This is a genomic window from Litorisediminicola beolgyonensis (genome assembly GCF_042679605.1).
GTDB lineage: Bacteria > Pseudomonadota > Alphaproteobacteria > Rhodobacterales > Rhodobacteraceae > Litorisediminicola > Litorisediminicola beolgyonensis.
This window is the reverse complement of record NZ_JBHTMU010000021.1, coordinates 1-14,607: the sequence shown is the minus strand read 5'-3', so window position 1 is coordinate 14,607 and position 14,607 is coordinate 1. Positions and strand designations below refer to the sequence as shown.

Annotated in this window: 14 protein-coding genes; 11 read left to right on the top strand and 3 right to left on the bottom strand. The window is 61.4% G+C overall.

Going from position 1 to position 14,607, the window contains the following annotated elements; translation table 11 throughout:
• Positions 1–43 precede the first annotated feature (43 nt).
• A complete protein-coding gene (gene hydA / locus ACFQ4E_RS12470; protein WP_386804029.1) occupies positions 44–1,438 on the top strand; it encodes a dihydropyrimidinase in 1,395 nt (464 codons plus the stop codon).
• Positions 1,435–2,175, top strand: coding sequence for a maleate cis-trans isomerase family protein (locus tag ACFQ4E_RS12465; protein WP_386804027.1), 741 nt, complete (start codon positions 1,435–1,437; stop codon positions 2,173–2,175). The genes hydA and ACFQ4E_RS12465 overlap by 4 nt, the downstream gene beginning before the upstream one ends.
• 364 nt (positions 2,176–2,539) lie before the next feature.
• Here the strand turns inward: ACFQ4E_RS12465 and ACFQ4E_RS12460 are convergent, their stop codons facing one another.
• Entirely contained in the window at positions 2,540–2,914 is a 375-nt protein-coding gene (locus ACFQ4E_RS12460; protein ID WP_386804025.1) for a hydroxyisourate hydrolase, read from the bottom strand.
• An 89-nt stretch (positions 2,915–3,003) separates the two neighbouring features.
• On the opposite strand from ACFQ4E_RS12460, the gene ACFQ4E_RS12455 reads away from it, so the two are divergent.
• The 5 genes from ACFQ4E_RS12455 (at position 3,004) to chrA (ending at position 8,849) form a co-directional block, all read left to right on the top strand.
• Positions 3,004–3,486, top strand: a complete 483-nt coding sequence (locus ACFQ4E_RS12455) for a tripartite tricarboxylate transporter TctB family protein (protein ID WP_386804023.1) — start codon at positions 3,004–3,006, stop codon at positions 3,484–3,486.
• A 2-nt stretch (positions 3,487–3,488) separates the two neighbouring features.
• Entirely contained in the window at positions 3,489–5,027 is a 1,539-nt protein-coding gene (locus ACFQ4E_RS12450) for a tripartite tricarboxylate transporter permease (RefSeq protein WP_386804021.1), read from the top strand.
• Positions 5,017–5,985 (top strand): Bug family tripartite tricarboxylate transporter substrate binding protein, encoded by a 969-nt coding sequence (locus ACFQ4E_RS12445; protein ID WP_386804019.1) that lies wholly within the window; start codon positions 5,017–5,019, stop codon positions 5,983–5,985. Before ACFQ4E_RS12450 ends, ACFQ4E_RS12445 begins: the two co-directional genes overlap by 11 nt.
• Before the next feature lie 749 nt (positions 5,986–6,734).
• Positions 6,735–7,553 (top strand): chromate resistance protein ChrB domain-containing protein, encoded by an 819-nt coding sequence (locus ACFQ4E_RS12440; RefSeq protein ID WP_386804017.1) that lies wholly within the window; start codon positions 6,735–6,737, stop codon positions 7,551–7,553.
• Between the two features lie 3 nt (positions 7,554–7,556).
• Positions 7,557–8,849 carry a chromate efflux transporter gene (gene chrA / locus ACFQ4E_RS12435; RefSeq protein WP_386804014.1) on the top strand — a complete coding sequence of 431 codons (1,293 nt, stop codon included), beginning with the start codon at positions 7,557–7,559 and terminating at the stop codon, positions 8,847–8,849.
• A 272-nt stretch (positions 8,850–9,121) separates the two neighbouring features.
• Here chrA and ACFQ4E_RS12430 read toward each other — a convergent pair whose 3' ends face one another.
• A complete protein-coding gene (locus ACFQ4E_RS12430; RefSeq protein WP_386804012.1) occupies positions 9,122–9,940 on the bottom strand; it encodes a class I SAM-dependent methyltransferase in 819 nt (272 codons plus the stop codon).
• A 254-nt stretch (positions 9,941–10,194) separates the two neighbouring features.
• Positions 10,195–10,734 carry a hypothetical protein gene (locus ACFQ4E_RS12425; protein WP_386804011.1) on the bottom strand — a complete coding sequence of 180 codons (540 nt, stop codon included), beginning with the start codon at positions 10,732–10,734 and terminating at the stop codon, positions 10,195–10,197.
• A gap of 441 nt (positions 10,735–11,175) precedes the next feature.
• On the opposite strand from ACFQ4E_RS12425, the gene ACFQ4E_RS12420 reads away from it, so the two are divergent.
• The 4 genes from ACFQ4E_RS12420 (at position 11,176) to ACFQ4E_RS12405 (ending at position 14,402) form a co-directional block, all read left to right on the top strand.
• Positions 11,176–12,135 carry a homocysteine S-methyltransferase family protein gene (locus ACFQ4E_RS12420; RefSeq protein WP_386804007.1) on the top strand — a complete coding sequence of 320 codons (960 nt, stop codon included), beginning with the start codon at positions 11,176–11,178 and terminating at the stop codon, positions 12,133–12,135.
• A 9-nt stretch (positions 12,136–12,144) separates the two neighbouring features.
• Positions 12,145–12,354 (top strand): GDCCVxC domain-containing (seleno)protein, encoded by a 210-nt coding sequence (locus ACFQ4E_RS12415; RefSeq protein WP_386804005.1) that lies wholly within the window; start codon positions 12,145–12,147, stop codon positions 12,352–12,354.
• A gap of 81 nt (positions 12,355–12,435) precedes the next feature.
• Positions 12,436–13,287, top strand: coding sequence for a class I SAM-dependent methyltransferase (locus ACFQ4E_RS12410; RefSeq protein WP_386804003.1), 852 nt, complete (start codon positions 12,436–12,438; stop codon positions 13,285–13,287).
• A 470-nt stretch (positions 13,288–13,757) separates the two neighbouring features.
• Positions 13,758–14,402 carry a sulfotransferase family protein gene (locus ACFQ4E_RS12405; RefSeq protein ID WP_386804001.1) on the top strand — a complete coding sequence of 215 codons (645 nt, stop codon included), beginning with the start codon at positions 13,758–13,760 and terminating at the stop codon, positions 14,400–14,402.
• The last annotated feature ends 205 nt before the right edge of the window (positions 14,403–14,607 follow it).

Genomic DNA, 14,607 nt, shown 5'->3' with positions numbered 1-14,607 from the left:
TCGCCGCCAATCTACCTCAGAAACACAGACAAGGGCCAAACCCATGCAGCATGAACTCGTCATCCGAAACGCTCGCGTCGTCACCTCCGGCGGCGTTTCGCTTTGCAGCATCGGCATCAAGGGCGGCCGGATCGAGGCGCTTGGCACCGATCTCGACGGCAGAGAGGTCATCGACGCGACCGGCCTGATCGCCATGCCCGGCGGCATCGACAGCCACGTCCACATCTCGCAACCCTCCGGCCCCGGCATCGAGATGGCGGATGACTTCGCCTCCGCGACCCGCGCGGCGGCCTGCGGCGGAAACACCACCGTGATGCCGTTCTGCCTGCCCGAAGACGGGCAGACCCTCAGGGACGCCGTGACCGCCTATCTCGCCAAGGCCGAAGGTCAGTGCCTCACCGACGTGTCCTTCCACCTGATCGTGAAATCCGTTGACCCGGTGACTTTAGGTCAGGACCTGCCTGCGCTGATCGCGCAGGGCATGACCAGCTTCAAGGTGTTCATGACCTATCAAGGGATGAGGCTGACGGACGCCGAAATTCTTCAGGTGATGGATGTCGCCCGCGAACAGGGCGCGCTGACGATGGTCCACGCCGAAAACGAGGACGCCATCGAGTTCCTGCGCGACAAGGCGGAGCGCGACGGCCGTATCCAGCCCGTCCATCACGCCCGCACCCGCCCCATCCCGGTCGAGCGCGAAGCGACACATCGTGCAACCACGCTGGCCGAGGTGGCGGATGTGCCAGTGATGATCGTCCATGTGTCGAACGGCGCGGCGCTGGACGAAATCCAGAGGGCGCGCGCGCGTGGCGTTCGGGTCTTCGCGGAGACCTGTCCGCAATACATCACGCTCACGGCCGACGATCTTGACCGCGCGGGGTTCGAAGGCGCGAAATGGGTCTGCTCGCCCCCGCCGCGCGACACCGGCGAACAGGCATCGATCTGGGCCGGTCTGGAGCAAGGGGCGTTCGACGTGTTCTCGTCCGACCACTGTCCGTTCCGCTTTGCCGACAGCGCGGGCAAGGACGCGCCCGGCGCTCGGGCGTCGTTCCGCAACATCCCCAACGGCATTCCGGGCGTCGAGACCCGCCTGCCGATCCTGTTTTCCGAAGGGGTCTCGAAAGGTCGCATCAGCCTTGAAACCTTCGCCGACCTGACCGCCACGCACCACGCCCGCATCTACGGTCTGGAGCACAAAGGCTCCATCTCCATCGGCAAGGATGCCGACATCGTGCTCTGGGACCCGGATCTGACGCGCCGGATCACGCAGGACGATCTGCACCACGGCTCCGATTACACGCCCTGGGAAGGGCTTGAAGTCACCGGCTGGCCAGTCCGCACCATCCTGCGCGGCCAGACGACGATGCTGAACGGCGCGCCTGTCGGCAAACCCGACGGCCTCCACGTCGCCCGCGCAAAGCCGAGCGTGACGACATGACCTATACGCCCGTCAACGGCCGCCGCATCGGGATGCTCACGCCGTCCTCCAACACCGTTCTGGAACCCTACACCTCTGCCATGTTCGCCTCGTTCGGGGACACGGCAAGCGCCCATTTCGGACGCTTTCGGGTTGTGGAAATCTCCATGTCCGAAGCATCGCAGTCGCAATTCACGCTGGAGCCGATCCTGGAGGCCGCCGAACGCCTCGCCGAGGCGGAACCGGCCCTAATCTGCTGGAACGGAACCTCCGCCAGCTGGCTGGGACTTGAGAAGGACCACGCCCTCTGCGCCGCGATCACCGAGCGCACCGGTGTGCCGTCGACCTCGACGATCCTCGCCTACGATGCGCTGTTCCGAAAGATGAACGTCAAGCGACTAGGCGTCGTAACTCCCTATATCGAGGACATCGAGACCCGCATGATCGCCAATTACGCATCGCAGGGCATCGAGGTCGTGAGCGCCGCGCGTCTGGATGACAAGGGGAATTACAGCTTCGCCACCTACCCGCCCGAACAGGTCGGCGCGCTGGTGGAACAGGTCGCCGAGGCCCAGCCTGACGCCATTGCCATCGTCTGCACGAATTTCCGTGGTGCGCCCGTTGCTCCCCGGATTGAGGAGGCCACAGGGATTCCGGTCCTCGACTCGGTTTCCGTGACCGCCGCCCATTGCCTGCGCGAGGTTGGTCTCGATCCCGCGCGTGTGACTGGTTGGGGCAGTGTGTTCCAGCGCGTCTGAGCCGCGAATATCTCGGAGACGGCCCGGACGAAGTAGCTCCGTCGATTGCCGAAGATCCGATTCGATTTCGACTGCGGTGCAAATTTAATGTGGCGAATCGCGGTTTTGCCGCGTTTTGCATCATTCTAAAAATTCGAATGGAACATTGCCTAATACCTCATGGATTGCAATGGAGCGACGCTGTAGCTTTTATCCGCAAGCTGGGGACTTGGGGTGAATGACGACGGCTAAGGGTCAATACTGCGAGATTGATACGGCAAGAGCCGGGACGATCCCGGTCACCTTGGGACACCGCCTACGATGCGAGGCGTTCGGATCTTCGGCACCTTCGGCAAACTGCCAAAACTCCCAACCGCTCAGAGATTTACGCGCCACCGCGGAACATCGAAAATCCCCACGGTGTGAACTTGAATGGCAGATGGAAATGTTCCTGTACCGCATCGATTCCGAAGCGGAACACGGCGACATCCAGAAAGGACGGATCGGGGACCGGCACGCCCGCCTCACGGAAGAACTCTGCGACACCGAATTCGACCTCGTAGGTTCCGCGAACCACACCCGTCCCATCGGCCACGGGGTGCGCGAAATGACCGTTCGGCGCACAGACCCCTTCGGCGATCACCCCGGCGTCCGGCTCCAGACGACGCAACCGGACCGACAGTCCGTCCGCGGGCACACCGCGGGAGACATCGACCGCGTGAATGGAAATACCGCCCGCCTTTGCTGCCACTTCAGTCATGCCCGCGCTCCTTCGGTCGTTAACCCGGCAAAGCCTGCCACGCTCAATGGCGCAATGCCAAGCCACCACGCGGTCACAGGATAAAGTCCATGCCATCAGACACCGAAGACCGACAACCAGACCCCCACGCCAACGGCCTCGGCTGGGGCGGTGAGATCGGCGGCGTGCTGCTTTTCTTGCTAAGCATCATCTTCATGGTCGGTGGCTGGCAACTCGGCCTCGGCCAGCCCACCCGCCTCGGCACCGGCGCCTTTCCCTTCGTGACCGGTGCCGTCCTCGCCGCCCTGTCGGTCTTCATCTGCGTCGCCGAGCGCAAGGGCGACGGACTGGCGGAAGTACCCGACTGGGTCGGCCTTGCCGCCATCGCCGCATCGCTCGCCGTCTTCGCCATCAGCGTTGAGCCTCTTGGCCTCGTCCCCGGCGTCTTTGCGACCGTCATGGTCGCCAGCCTGCCCGACCGCAGCCTCTCCTTCCCAGGAAAGGCCCTCCTCGGCGTCGTCGTCGCGCTCGGCTGCTGGGGGGTCTTCATCGAGCTCCTGAACCTGCCCTTCAAACCGTTCGTGGGAATGTAGCCATGGATGTCCTTGCTAGTTTCGGCGGCGGTCTGCTTACGGTGCTCCAGCCCGAAAACCTGATGTACTGCTTCATCGGCGTCTTCCTTGGCACCTTCATCGGCGTGCTGCCCGGGATCGGCTCTATGGCGGCCATCGCGATGATCCTGCCAATCACCTTCTACCTCGACCCGACTCCTGCGCTGGTGATGATCGCGGGCGTTTTCTACGGCGCGGAATACGGAGGCTCCACCGCCTCCATCCTGCTCAACGTCCCCGGCACCCCCGCCGCCTCGATCACCGCCATCGAGGGCCACCAACTCGCCAAGCGGGGTCGCGCAGGCGTGGCGCTCTTCTCTACCGCCACCGCATCCTTCGGAGGCGGCATCATCGGCATGATCGTCATCGCCTTTCTCTCGCCATCGCTGGCGAGCCTCGCCCTGTCCTTCGCACCCGCCGATTACTTCGCCGTCATCCTTCTCGGCCTCATCGCCGCCTCCGCCGTCAGCAACGGCGGCGCGCTCAAAGGCATCGCCATGGTGGTGACCGGCCTGATGCTCGGCACCATCGGAATCGACCTGACGACCGGCGTCACCCGCTTCACCATGGGCATCCCCGAACTGCGCGATGGCGTGCATATTGTCATCGTCGCCATGGGCCTCTTCGGGGTGGGAGAGGTCATTGCCTCGATCCGGGGCGCGCGCAGCGGCACTGCCGCCCAAACCGTCGACTACACCGATTTCTATCCCTCGAAAGACGAGTGGAAGTCCCTTTTCGCCCCGATCCTGCGCGGCGGCGCCATCGGCTCCTTCGTCGGCGCCCTCCCCGGCACCGGCCAGACCATTGCCGCCGCCCTCGCCTATGCCGCCGAAAAGAAAGTCTCCCCGCAACGCGAGAAATTTGGCACCGGCGTCGTCCCCGGCGTCGCCGTGCCCGAGGCCGCCAACAACTCCGCGACCCAGACCGCTTTCATCCCGACCCTGACGCTCGGCGTCCCCGGCAGTCCGCCCATGGCAATCGTCATCGGTGCGCTGATGATCTATGGAATCACGCCCGGCCCAAGGCTTCTGACCGAGCAACCTGACATGTTCTGGGGCCTCGTCGCCAGCTTCCTTGTGGGCAACATCATGCTTCTGATACTGAACGTGCCGCTCATCGGCATATGGGTCCGGCTTCTACGCATCCCCTACAAGTACATGTACCCCACGATCATCGTGCTGATCTGCATGGGGGTTTATAGCCTCAACAACAACGTCTTCGACGTCTGGCTGACCCTCATCATCGGAGTCGTCGGATACGTGATGCGCCTGTTCCGGTTCGAGCCCGCCCCGCTCCTCCTCGGTTTCGTTCTGGGTCCGATGATGGAGGAGCAACTCCGCCGCACCATGCTCCTCTCACGGGGAGATCCTATGGTCTTTCTCGAACGCCCGATCAGCGCCACGCTCCTTGCGGTCACCGCGCTGATTATCCTCTTCGCACTTTTCTCCTCAGCAAAAACCCGACGCCGCAGCCTTGCGGCGCGACTGGCATCCAATGGAAAGGAAAATCTCAATGAACAGTAAAATTAAAGCCGCAACCGCTGCTCTCGCAGTCGCCGCGATCTCGTCCGGCGCGGCCTTCGCAGAACCCGGCGCGTGGAGCGACGAGCCCGTCCGCATCGTCGTCACTTTCCCGCCGGGCGGCACCAGCGACCTCGTCGCCCGCCTTCTCGCCGAGCAACTGGACACCGCCTACGGCCAGAAAGCCGTCGTCGACAACCGACCTGGCGCGGCCGGCACCGTCGCTGCCGACTACGTCGCCCAGCAGGCCCCGGACGGCACGACGCTGATCCTGTCGAACAACGCGCCCTTCACCATCTCGCCGACACGGTTCGCGAGCCTGCCCTACGACCCGATCGAAGGCTTCACCCACATCGCCTATATCGGCGCTTCCGCCCCTGGCCTCTTCGTCCAGCCGTCGTCCGGCATCACCACGCTGGAAGAATACGTCGCCTTCGTGAAGGACACGCCGATGACCTACGGCTCGTCCGGCGTTGGTTCGATCTCCCACATCCTCGGCGAGGCGGTCGATGCCGCGCTCACAGTCGAGTCGATCCACGTCCCCTACCAGGGCAGCGCGCCCGCGATCCAGGACTTCCGGGCAGGCGCACTCGACTCCTTCTACGACATGGTCGTCCAGAACAGCGCCCTGATCGAGGATGGCGAAGCCGTCGCCCTCGCCATCGCCTCGCCCGAGCGCAACCCGCAGATGCCCGATGTCCCGACCTTTAAGGAACAGGGCTATGACGTGGTGATCGAGAACTGGCTTGGTCTTTCAGCGCCCGCTGGAATCGACCCCGACATGCGCGCCAAGATCCACGAGACAGTGTTGGCTGTCTTCGCAGACCCCGAGGTACAGACCAAGCTCACCGATCTCGGCATCACCCATGTCGCGATGTCCTCGGAAGAGTACGAAGCGATGGTCGCCGATCTGATTGGCGTTTGGGCGCCCCTGATCGAAGCCGCTGGAATAAAGGAATAGACGCACGTGGCTTTGGTCGTCTGGGCACCTCACCGGGCGGCCGTGTACTTTTTTGTCTGGAGCTATCGCTCTGGAGAGCTGTACTTCGGCATATGTCCAAAAGCGTTTTTGGCTTTCCTGATAGATGAAACTCCATAGCGAGCGGAAACCACGCAGTCCCACTTGCGCCTCACGCTTTCCGACAAACGGGGTGATGCAACGGCCAACGCTGCAGTTCTCTTCGGCGACCCGCATTTGGCGCGGCATAGCGCGAAATCATGCGATCGAAACATGAACATGAGCTGCACATGAAGCCGTGCAAGCCATTGAAATGGGGGTAAAATCGCTACCATCCATCACTGGACAGCCGCAAAGTACAACGTCTAATGACCGCTTCTCCGGCTTTTGCAGACCTTGGTGCATATTGCAGCATCAGTCGGATTGGGCTCAAACCGGACCTTCACTGCGACGCTCACGAAGTTCCGCTAAGGGCCGGAAGCGGTCGTCAGACATGCCGATGTCGGAAGTCCGTAGTGGGCCGGGAGCGCCGAGTTTGCTCCGCCAGGGTGGTCGCGCGGCACGCCGCAGTGCCGCATGACCGCTTCGAGCCCAAACCTCCGGATTTCTGCGACGCATCTAACGGCCGCTCTTGGGTTTGACATCCGAGGTGATGGCTTCTAGCTTCAACTCTCAGGGGTGCGCAAGAACCCCGTGAGGCGCCAGCCCAATCTTGCATCCTTCCAGTTCTGACTCTGCATGGAGGATGTCCTATGGCGTCGTATAATGAAATTCCCGTTGCTGCTCTGGCCCGTCTGATCGGGACACCTGATTGTCCAACCCTTCTCGATGTGCGCATCGATGAAGACTTTGACGACGATCCAAGATTCATTCCCGGAGCCTTTCGCCATCCGTTCAAAGATGTTTGCGAACTGGCTGATGACCTCACGGGCCATGCGGTCGTGGCCTATTGCCAAAAGGGTCTCAAGATCAGTCAAGGAGCGGCGGCGCTGCTGCGCGCGGCAGGGGTTCAGGCCGAGGTTCTCGAAGGCGGGCAATTCGCATGGCGCGACGCGAAGCTCCCGATGGTTTCAACGGGCAAGCTGCCGCCGCCGAATGCATCGGGCCGCACGGTTTGGGTCACACGCCATCGCCCGAAAATCGACCGGATCGCCTGTCCGTGGCTCATACGTCGTTTCATCGATCCAAAGGCGCAAATCCTCTATGTTGCGGCCTCGCAAGTGGCCAATGTGGCGGAGCGCTTCGACGCCACGCCTTTTGACATCGAGGGCGTCTTCTGGACCCATCGCGGCGAGACCTGCACCTTCGACACGATGATCGAGGAGTTCGGCATAGGGCATGACGCCCTGACACGGCTTGCCGTGATTGTGCGGGGAGCCGACACCAACAGACATGACCTGGCACCCGAAGCTGCTGGCCTTCTGGCGGCGTCCTTGGGTCTGTCTCGCATGTTTCGCGATGATCTGGACCAACTTGAGGCAGGCATACTGCTGTACGATGCCTTCTACCGCTGGGCGCGCGACGCGACCAACGAAGGTCATGATTGGCCCGCTGCTGCGACAAGGGCCTGAGTCATGAGCAGTACAGACGACGTCGAGGCGGATATGGCCCCGTCTCTCGTGGACGCAACACGGGTCTGGTGGAAGATCGGCATCCTGTCTTTTGGCGGGCCTGCCGCACAGATCGCGCTGATGCACAAGGAGGTGGTGGACGACCGTAAGTGGTTGTGTGAACAACAGTTCCTCAGCGCGCTGAGCTTTTGCATGCTATTGCCGGGGCCAGAGGCGATGCAGCTTGCGACCTATGCCGGTTGGCGGCTTCATGGCACGATTGGAGGTCTGATCGCTGGGTTGCTTTTCGTCATCCCCGGTGCGGTCGTGATCATGACGCTCGCGGCGATCTACAGTATTTTCGGCAATGTTCCGCTGGTCGAGGCCCTGTTCTACGGAGTCAAGGCCGCCGTCCTGGTCATCGTCGTCGAGGCGCTGTTGCGGGTCTCGAAAAAGGCACTGACCCAAAGGCAGCATTGGATCATCGCGGGGACTGCCTTTGTCGGGATCTTCTTCCTGTCGATCCCCTACCCGCTGATCGTCTTGATAGCGGGTCTCTATGGCCTGATCTCCGCAGCCGCGCGCGTGGAGCGTCGCGCTGTCGATTTGGCTCACGTGTCGGCTCGACAAACCGCTAGAACCATCATCCTCTGGCTTGCGATCTGGCTGCTTCCGCTACTGGCGCTCACCTGGTTCGGCGCGCCGGACATCCTTGTCCAGGTGGGGACATTCTTCAGCACGCTGGCCGTCGTTACCTTCGGCGGTGCCTACGCGGTGCTGGCCTATATGGCGCAGGACGTGGTGGTGCAGTTCGGTTGGCTGAGCACAGCCGAGATGATCGATGCCCTCGGTCTGGCGGAGACCACGCCAGGCCCGCTGATCCTCGTGACACAGTTCGTGGGCTTCCTGGCCGGGTTCAAGGTGGGGGGGCTTGGCCTCGGAGTGACCGCCGCCATTGTCGCTCTCTGGGTGACTTTCGCACCATGTTTCCTGTGGATTTTCGCCGGAGCGCCATACATCGAATGGATCTCGAACCAACCACGGCTGCAGGGCGCGCTGAAGGCGATCACGGCCGCAGTTGTGGGCGTCATTCTAAACCTGTCGCTCTGGTTCGCGCTGCATGTGCTGTTCACCACGGTGACGCGCACAGGCTGGGGCCCCATCACTCTGTGGCAGCCTGAGCTTGCCACCATCGAGTGGCTCGCGCTGTTGCTCTTCGGTCTGAGCTCGTTTCTGGCCTTCCGCCTGCACTGGGGCATCATCCGCATCCTGCTGATCGCCTCGGTTCTGGGCGCAGCGCTGCGACTGCTGCTCTGATACGCCTGACCCAGATACAGACCTTGGCGCAGCGGCAGCCAGTCTACGTTTTGTCCGCTCTGCTGACCTTGGTCTGCGAGGCTGTGCTGCACGTGGCCACGGATGACTGGTTCGGGGTAACTGCGCTGCAGCGACGTGCTGCTGCTTGAGCGGCAGGTAAGGGCCGTTCGCGTCGGATGCGCTCCTTTCGCGATTAGGGCGGATTGCGGACCTTCGCTGCGCGATGCACCAAGGTCCGGTGTGCGGACAAGGCAGCCGTTGCCCGATTTGCTTTACCGAACGCGGGCGACGATTAAAGATGAAGGTAGTGGAGCGCGCCATTTGTCGCCGTCGCTGAAGTGTTCGCGCACTTTTTCGGCCACCGCCGCTTTGATTGCCGCATTATTCGCTTCTGGCTGCTGAGACAGGAGGTACCCACCACGAGGAGCCCCGTTCTGGAAGAGCTCGGCCAGACTTTCCGGAGCATCCAACATCCAGAAGCAGTCGATCTGTTGCTGCTTTTCCACGTCAAACCCCGCACCTGACAGGATCGTATTTGCCGTTTCCTCGTTTGCAAATTGATGAAAATTCGGGCTCTCAGGCATCTTGACCGCCGGGTGGCCGTTTTCCTGAACGCTGCTGTAAAATACTTGGAAGACAGGGGAGATATCTGGGCCAAACCAAGACGTCATTATGAACTGGCCGCTGGGCTTCAAAACCCTGCGAATTTCCGCAAGAGCTTTTGGCTGATCAGGGATGTGCATCAAGCCGAAGCTGCAGACGACAGCGTCAAAGCTACCGTCGTCGAAAGGCAGGTCTTGCGCGTCGGCTTCGACGAAGTCTCCGCCCGGAACCCTCTTGCGCGCGTATGCAAGCATCTTTGAGGAGAAATCTACCCCAGTCACGGCGTGCCCGGCTTTTACAAGTGCCTCGGTGACATTGCCTTGTCCGCAACAAAGATCGAGAACTTTACCGGAACTTTCAATGCTGGACACGATAGAAGGGATGGCCATGTCACTCGCGGAAGAGAACATTTTCACGTAGCCTGATGAAATCGTATCGTCAGACCAGCCCTTCGTTTCCAAGTCCGCAAAACCCTCGTAAGCAGCCATTTCTTCTCCTCCCAGAAAGTCCTATTATCCAACCCTTCGTATCACGAGAAACCGTTTTTAACTACGGACCGCCCACCAAATGGGTGCCTGGAGAGGGCTCGGAGGTGTCTTTCGCTGCATCTGGCAAGAGGGCCCTGCCTCGAGGCAGTGGGTCGGGCAGCCGCAAATTCCGAACGCGGCTCACCGGGCGCACCAAGTGCCGCACGACCCGCTGACGGGCAGCCAGCCTCGAACACGCTAAGGGCCTGCGGGTCTTAATCCATAGGGATCATCAGATGGGAATATGGCGTTCCCGGCCACATGACCCACGGCTGACCTTCGCCTTCCGGAACCTCGATCGGATAGGTATCGAGCAGCGGCCCGGCAGCCGAGCCGACGATCATCACGTGCGGGCCCGCGACCACCCACTGGTTGTCGGCTGTCTTTCCTTCCGCGTAGGGGTCCGTGTTGCTCGCCCCCTCGTCGCCCAGCAGCATGTAGACGAAGCCAAGGGTGTCCGGAGGAGCCTCTTTGGCCATCCAAGCCTGCAGGAAACTCATTGACGTTTCGTCTGCGCACATCGGATCGGTTCCGGGGTACATGCATGTCCATCCGTTGGTGCCTTCCCGGAGCACCTCGATTTCACCCTCCTCGGTGATGTTCAGCAACGTGGAGTTCTCGAGCACGGCGGCCGGCGCAACGCCATCGAGGCGCTCCATCAGACCGTCGACAGTGACATCGGCAGTCTGGCTCATGGCCGAGGTAGCCAGCAGGATGCCTACCCCGGCACTAACAGCAATTTTCAGGTTTTCCATGGCAGCGCTTTCCTCTTCTGGGAGCACGCTATCGCCATCCGGGCGCGAACCGCCCGACGGCGGTAGCCCGTTCATCATACGCCTCTGCGACGCTTCTGGCAAAAGAAAGGTCCGCGCGGCTGCAAGCCCCGTGCGCGCTTCATCCGGCCCAGTCCGCCCCCGGGCTCGAAGTAGCTATTCGCTGCGGCAAGCTTGACGGACCACAAAGGGCCGCGAGCTACGCGCGCACGACATCGACCATGTGCTAACCCTGCTGCGACGCCGCAAGTCCGCTCCGAGCCCGGAGAGTACGCTGCGAATACCGCCTTCCCTATCTGTTCGCCCATCGATCTGCCGATAAGACATTGGGTACCTTTATTGGTCGGCGGGCCGAACCGTTCGTGCAGGCGACATGAAGCTCATGAACTGCTACTCTGTAGACCGATTTGTAGGGGAGAGAAGATGCGCAACAAGCGGACACTGCCTCAGCTTGAGGGCCATCACATGACCTGCGGTGGCGGTTTCGAGACGTGGCTGCAGTATGTCGACGGCTTCGAGCTCAGACATTTCTGCGCTTTCGAGCTGCTCAATGACAAGCGCGGCCTTTCCTGCCTGAGGGATTATCACCGCCGCTTGGTTGAGGCTGCGGTCGAAAACGGGTTTGGCGTCATCAACGAGAGCCTACATTACCGCGCCAGCCGCGACTGGGGCGAGCTTATAGGCTTTTCACGGGAGGCGCTGGAAGAGATCAATATCCGCGGGATTGAGTTCTACAATGATTTCGCCCGGGAATATGACAGCCCCGAAACGCCCATGATCGTGGGCGGCGTGATCGGACCGCGCGGGGATGCCTACAATGTCGGCCGGACGCCAGATGCCGCGGAGGCGGAGGATTACCACTCCGAGCAGATCCTGACCTTCAAGAAGGCGGGTGCAGATGTGGTGACTGCGGCGACCTTTTCGAGCGTCGAGGAAGCCATCGGCCTGACCCGCGCCGCGAAAGCCGCAGATATGCCTGTCGTCATCTCCTTCTTCGTCGCTAAGGGTGGAAAGCTGAAGGGCGGGGAGACGTTGGAGAACGCCATCGCCGCCGTAGATGCCGCCACCGACAGCGCCCCGGCCTATTACATGATCAACTGCACCCATCCGACCGAGTTTTCACCTGCCCTGACCGAAGGGGACTGGACGTCCCGGCTGGGCGGTTTCATGCCAAATGCCGTCGCGATGGAGACGCTCGACCTGTGCAAGCTGGGCCATCTGGAAGACGGCGATCCGGTGGAGCTCGGTGGTCAGATGGCCGAGATCGCGCGCCGCTTCCCGCATGTCAACGTCTGGGGCGGTTGCTGCGGCACCGACGGCCGCCATATCGGTGAGATCGCCCGGCATGTCTGCGCGGTGCGGCGCGAGGCGGCAGCAGATTAGCTCACGGCTATGCGGATAAATCTTCAAAGCACATTGACGTGTCCGCACTGCGGCTATGAGGGTACGGAAACGATGCCAACTGACGCGTGTCAGTGGTTCTACAAGTGCAAGTCCTGTGGTCAGATCCTTAAGCCCCTGCATTGGGATTGTTGTGTGTATTGCTCCTATGGGACCGTACCATGCCCGCCCATCCAACAAGGCAACCAGTGTTGCGCGTAGAATACCCGATCAAGACCCTGATTGACGTTAGGATTTGGTCGACGCCTTAGTATTCAGGACCGACTTTGAGGGAGGGGTGATATGGCAGACGCGAATGCGATTTCAGATCACTGGGGCCAGGGCGATATCTATGCCCTCATTCTGGAAACCATGAAATCGGCTGGGATTGATCCCAAGTCCGCGACGATCGAACAACTTGCGCCCGTGGACCATTTCCACGCCAGAGGTTTCCCAGCCACGGTAGAACTGGCAGATGCCTTGCCGGTCAGGGAGGGCGACAGGATTGTCGATATCGGCTGCGGAATTGGTGGTCCGGCGAGGTATCTCGCCAATCGCTTTCGTTGTCAGGTAGACGGCATAGACATAACAGCACCATTCGTCGATGCCGCAAGCAAACTAAGCGCGCTCGTTGGGATGGAAGAAACGGTGAAATTCCGAAACGGCGATGGCCAGCAACTGCCGTATTCAGGTGAAGCATTCGACGGCGGCTATACGCAACACGTTACGATGAACGTGCCTGACCGCGACCTCTTTTTCGCTGAAGCCTTCCGTGTGCTAAAGCCCGGGGCCTTCTTCGCGCTTACCGAACATGGCTTGGGCGAGATCGGTAGCCCTTACCATCCTGTTCCATGGTCAAAGGATGGAAGCGGCGCCTATCTGATGCGACCCGCTGATACCGTGGCGGTTCTCGAGCGCACTGGATTTAAGGACTTTGAAGTCACCGAAACTGGCGACAAATACCTGCAAGGCTATAAAGCCGCGATTGCTCTTGCCGAGAAGGGCGAGGCTCCTGTGTTCGGTTCCCACATACTCCTGGGGAATCTGGCTCCGCAAATTGTCCGCAATGCCGCCCGCAACATCGAAGAGCGACGGACACAGCCGGTTCAAATCATTTGTTACAAACCCCTCGAGCCAAGGGGAGATCAGCGGTAAGCAAGGTCGGTTTTGTCCGCACTGCGGGACCTCTGGTCGCCCAAAATGCTGCGGCCTGCACGGATGGCTGCTTTGGTGAAGCTGCGATGCGGCGTCCGATAACTTCGCCAAGGTCGGCTCTGGGCCGGGAGCGATGGTCTCAGAGCTGCCGCCAGGCGCCCGCCCCCTTCGATGCCGCATGTCCGCTCAGAGCTCTCACTTGCCGTCTTCGGCAGTGCGACGAATGTCCGGATTCTGCTCACTGACCCTACGCTTGACGGAGCCGATCGGCCGGCCGGGTCCATTGATTTCTTGGGGTGCTCCCGAAATCAGCGGAACTTCAGCACAGGCTCGGCTTCCACACCGATTTCAGCGCTGGGTAGACGGCAGAGTGCCACCAAAACGCGAAACACTTGTTCTGCCGACCTGAAAAGACGACCATGCTGTTGGGTGGCGTGCCGTTTGGAGCATGCCGGGCAAGGGAGTAGTCCATGGCGCTGAGTGTCATCGGGGCCGGGTTCGGCCGTACCGGAACGGATTCGCTGAAACGCGCGCTCGAGATGCTGGGATACAACCCTTGCTATCATATGTACGAGGTATTGCCGCACCAGGATCGTGTCGACATGTGGCGCGGCATTTTAGGCGGTGCTATCAGCCCAGACTGGGACGCGGTGTTCGAGGGATACTCGGCGACCGTGGACTGGCCGACCGCCCATTATTGGCGCGAATTGGCCATGCATTATCCGGATGCGAAGATCGTGCTCTCCTGGCGCTCCCCCGAGAGTTGGTACGCCAGCATGGATTCCACGATCCTCCAGATCATGCGCGCCGAAACCGACCCGGCCACGATACCATACAAGCTCGGCAAGGCGGTGTTCGGCGGTCACTACGACGATCCCGAACACGTCATGGGCGTTTACCGTCGGCATGTTGAAGAGGTCCGAGACGAGTTCGGTCCAGATCGGCTCCTGACCTATGAGCTCGGTTCGGGATGGGAGCCGCTCTGCACGTTTCTGGGATGCGCGGTGCCGGATGAGCCATACCCGACCGGAAACGACGGGGAACAGTTTCACGCCCGCGTCTCTGCGGTCGAAGCCGAACGCAAGGCAAAGGTGGCCGAGCCTCCGACGGCCTGACCGAACAGTCGGCCGATCCGGGTAGCAACTGACTGCTCCTCTGAAGCGGCCATTCAGCGTCCGGCAGCCTTGTCCCGCGTGGCGGCGTTGTTGCGCAACTCGCGCCTGAGGCGTGACTGCCCCTTCCCCCACTGACCGTCAGGCCACGCGGATGATCTCGGCGGTGCCGAGGGCGTTGAAGCGGTTCATGAGTGCGATGCGGATG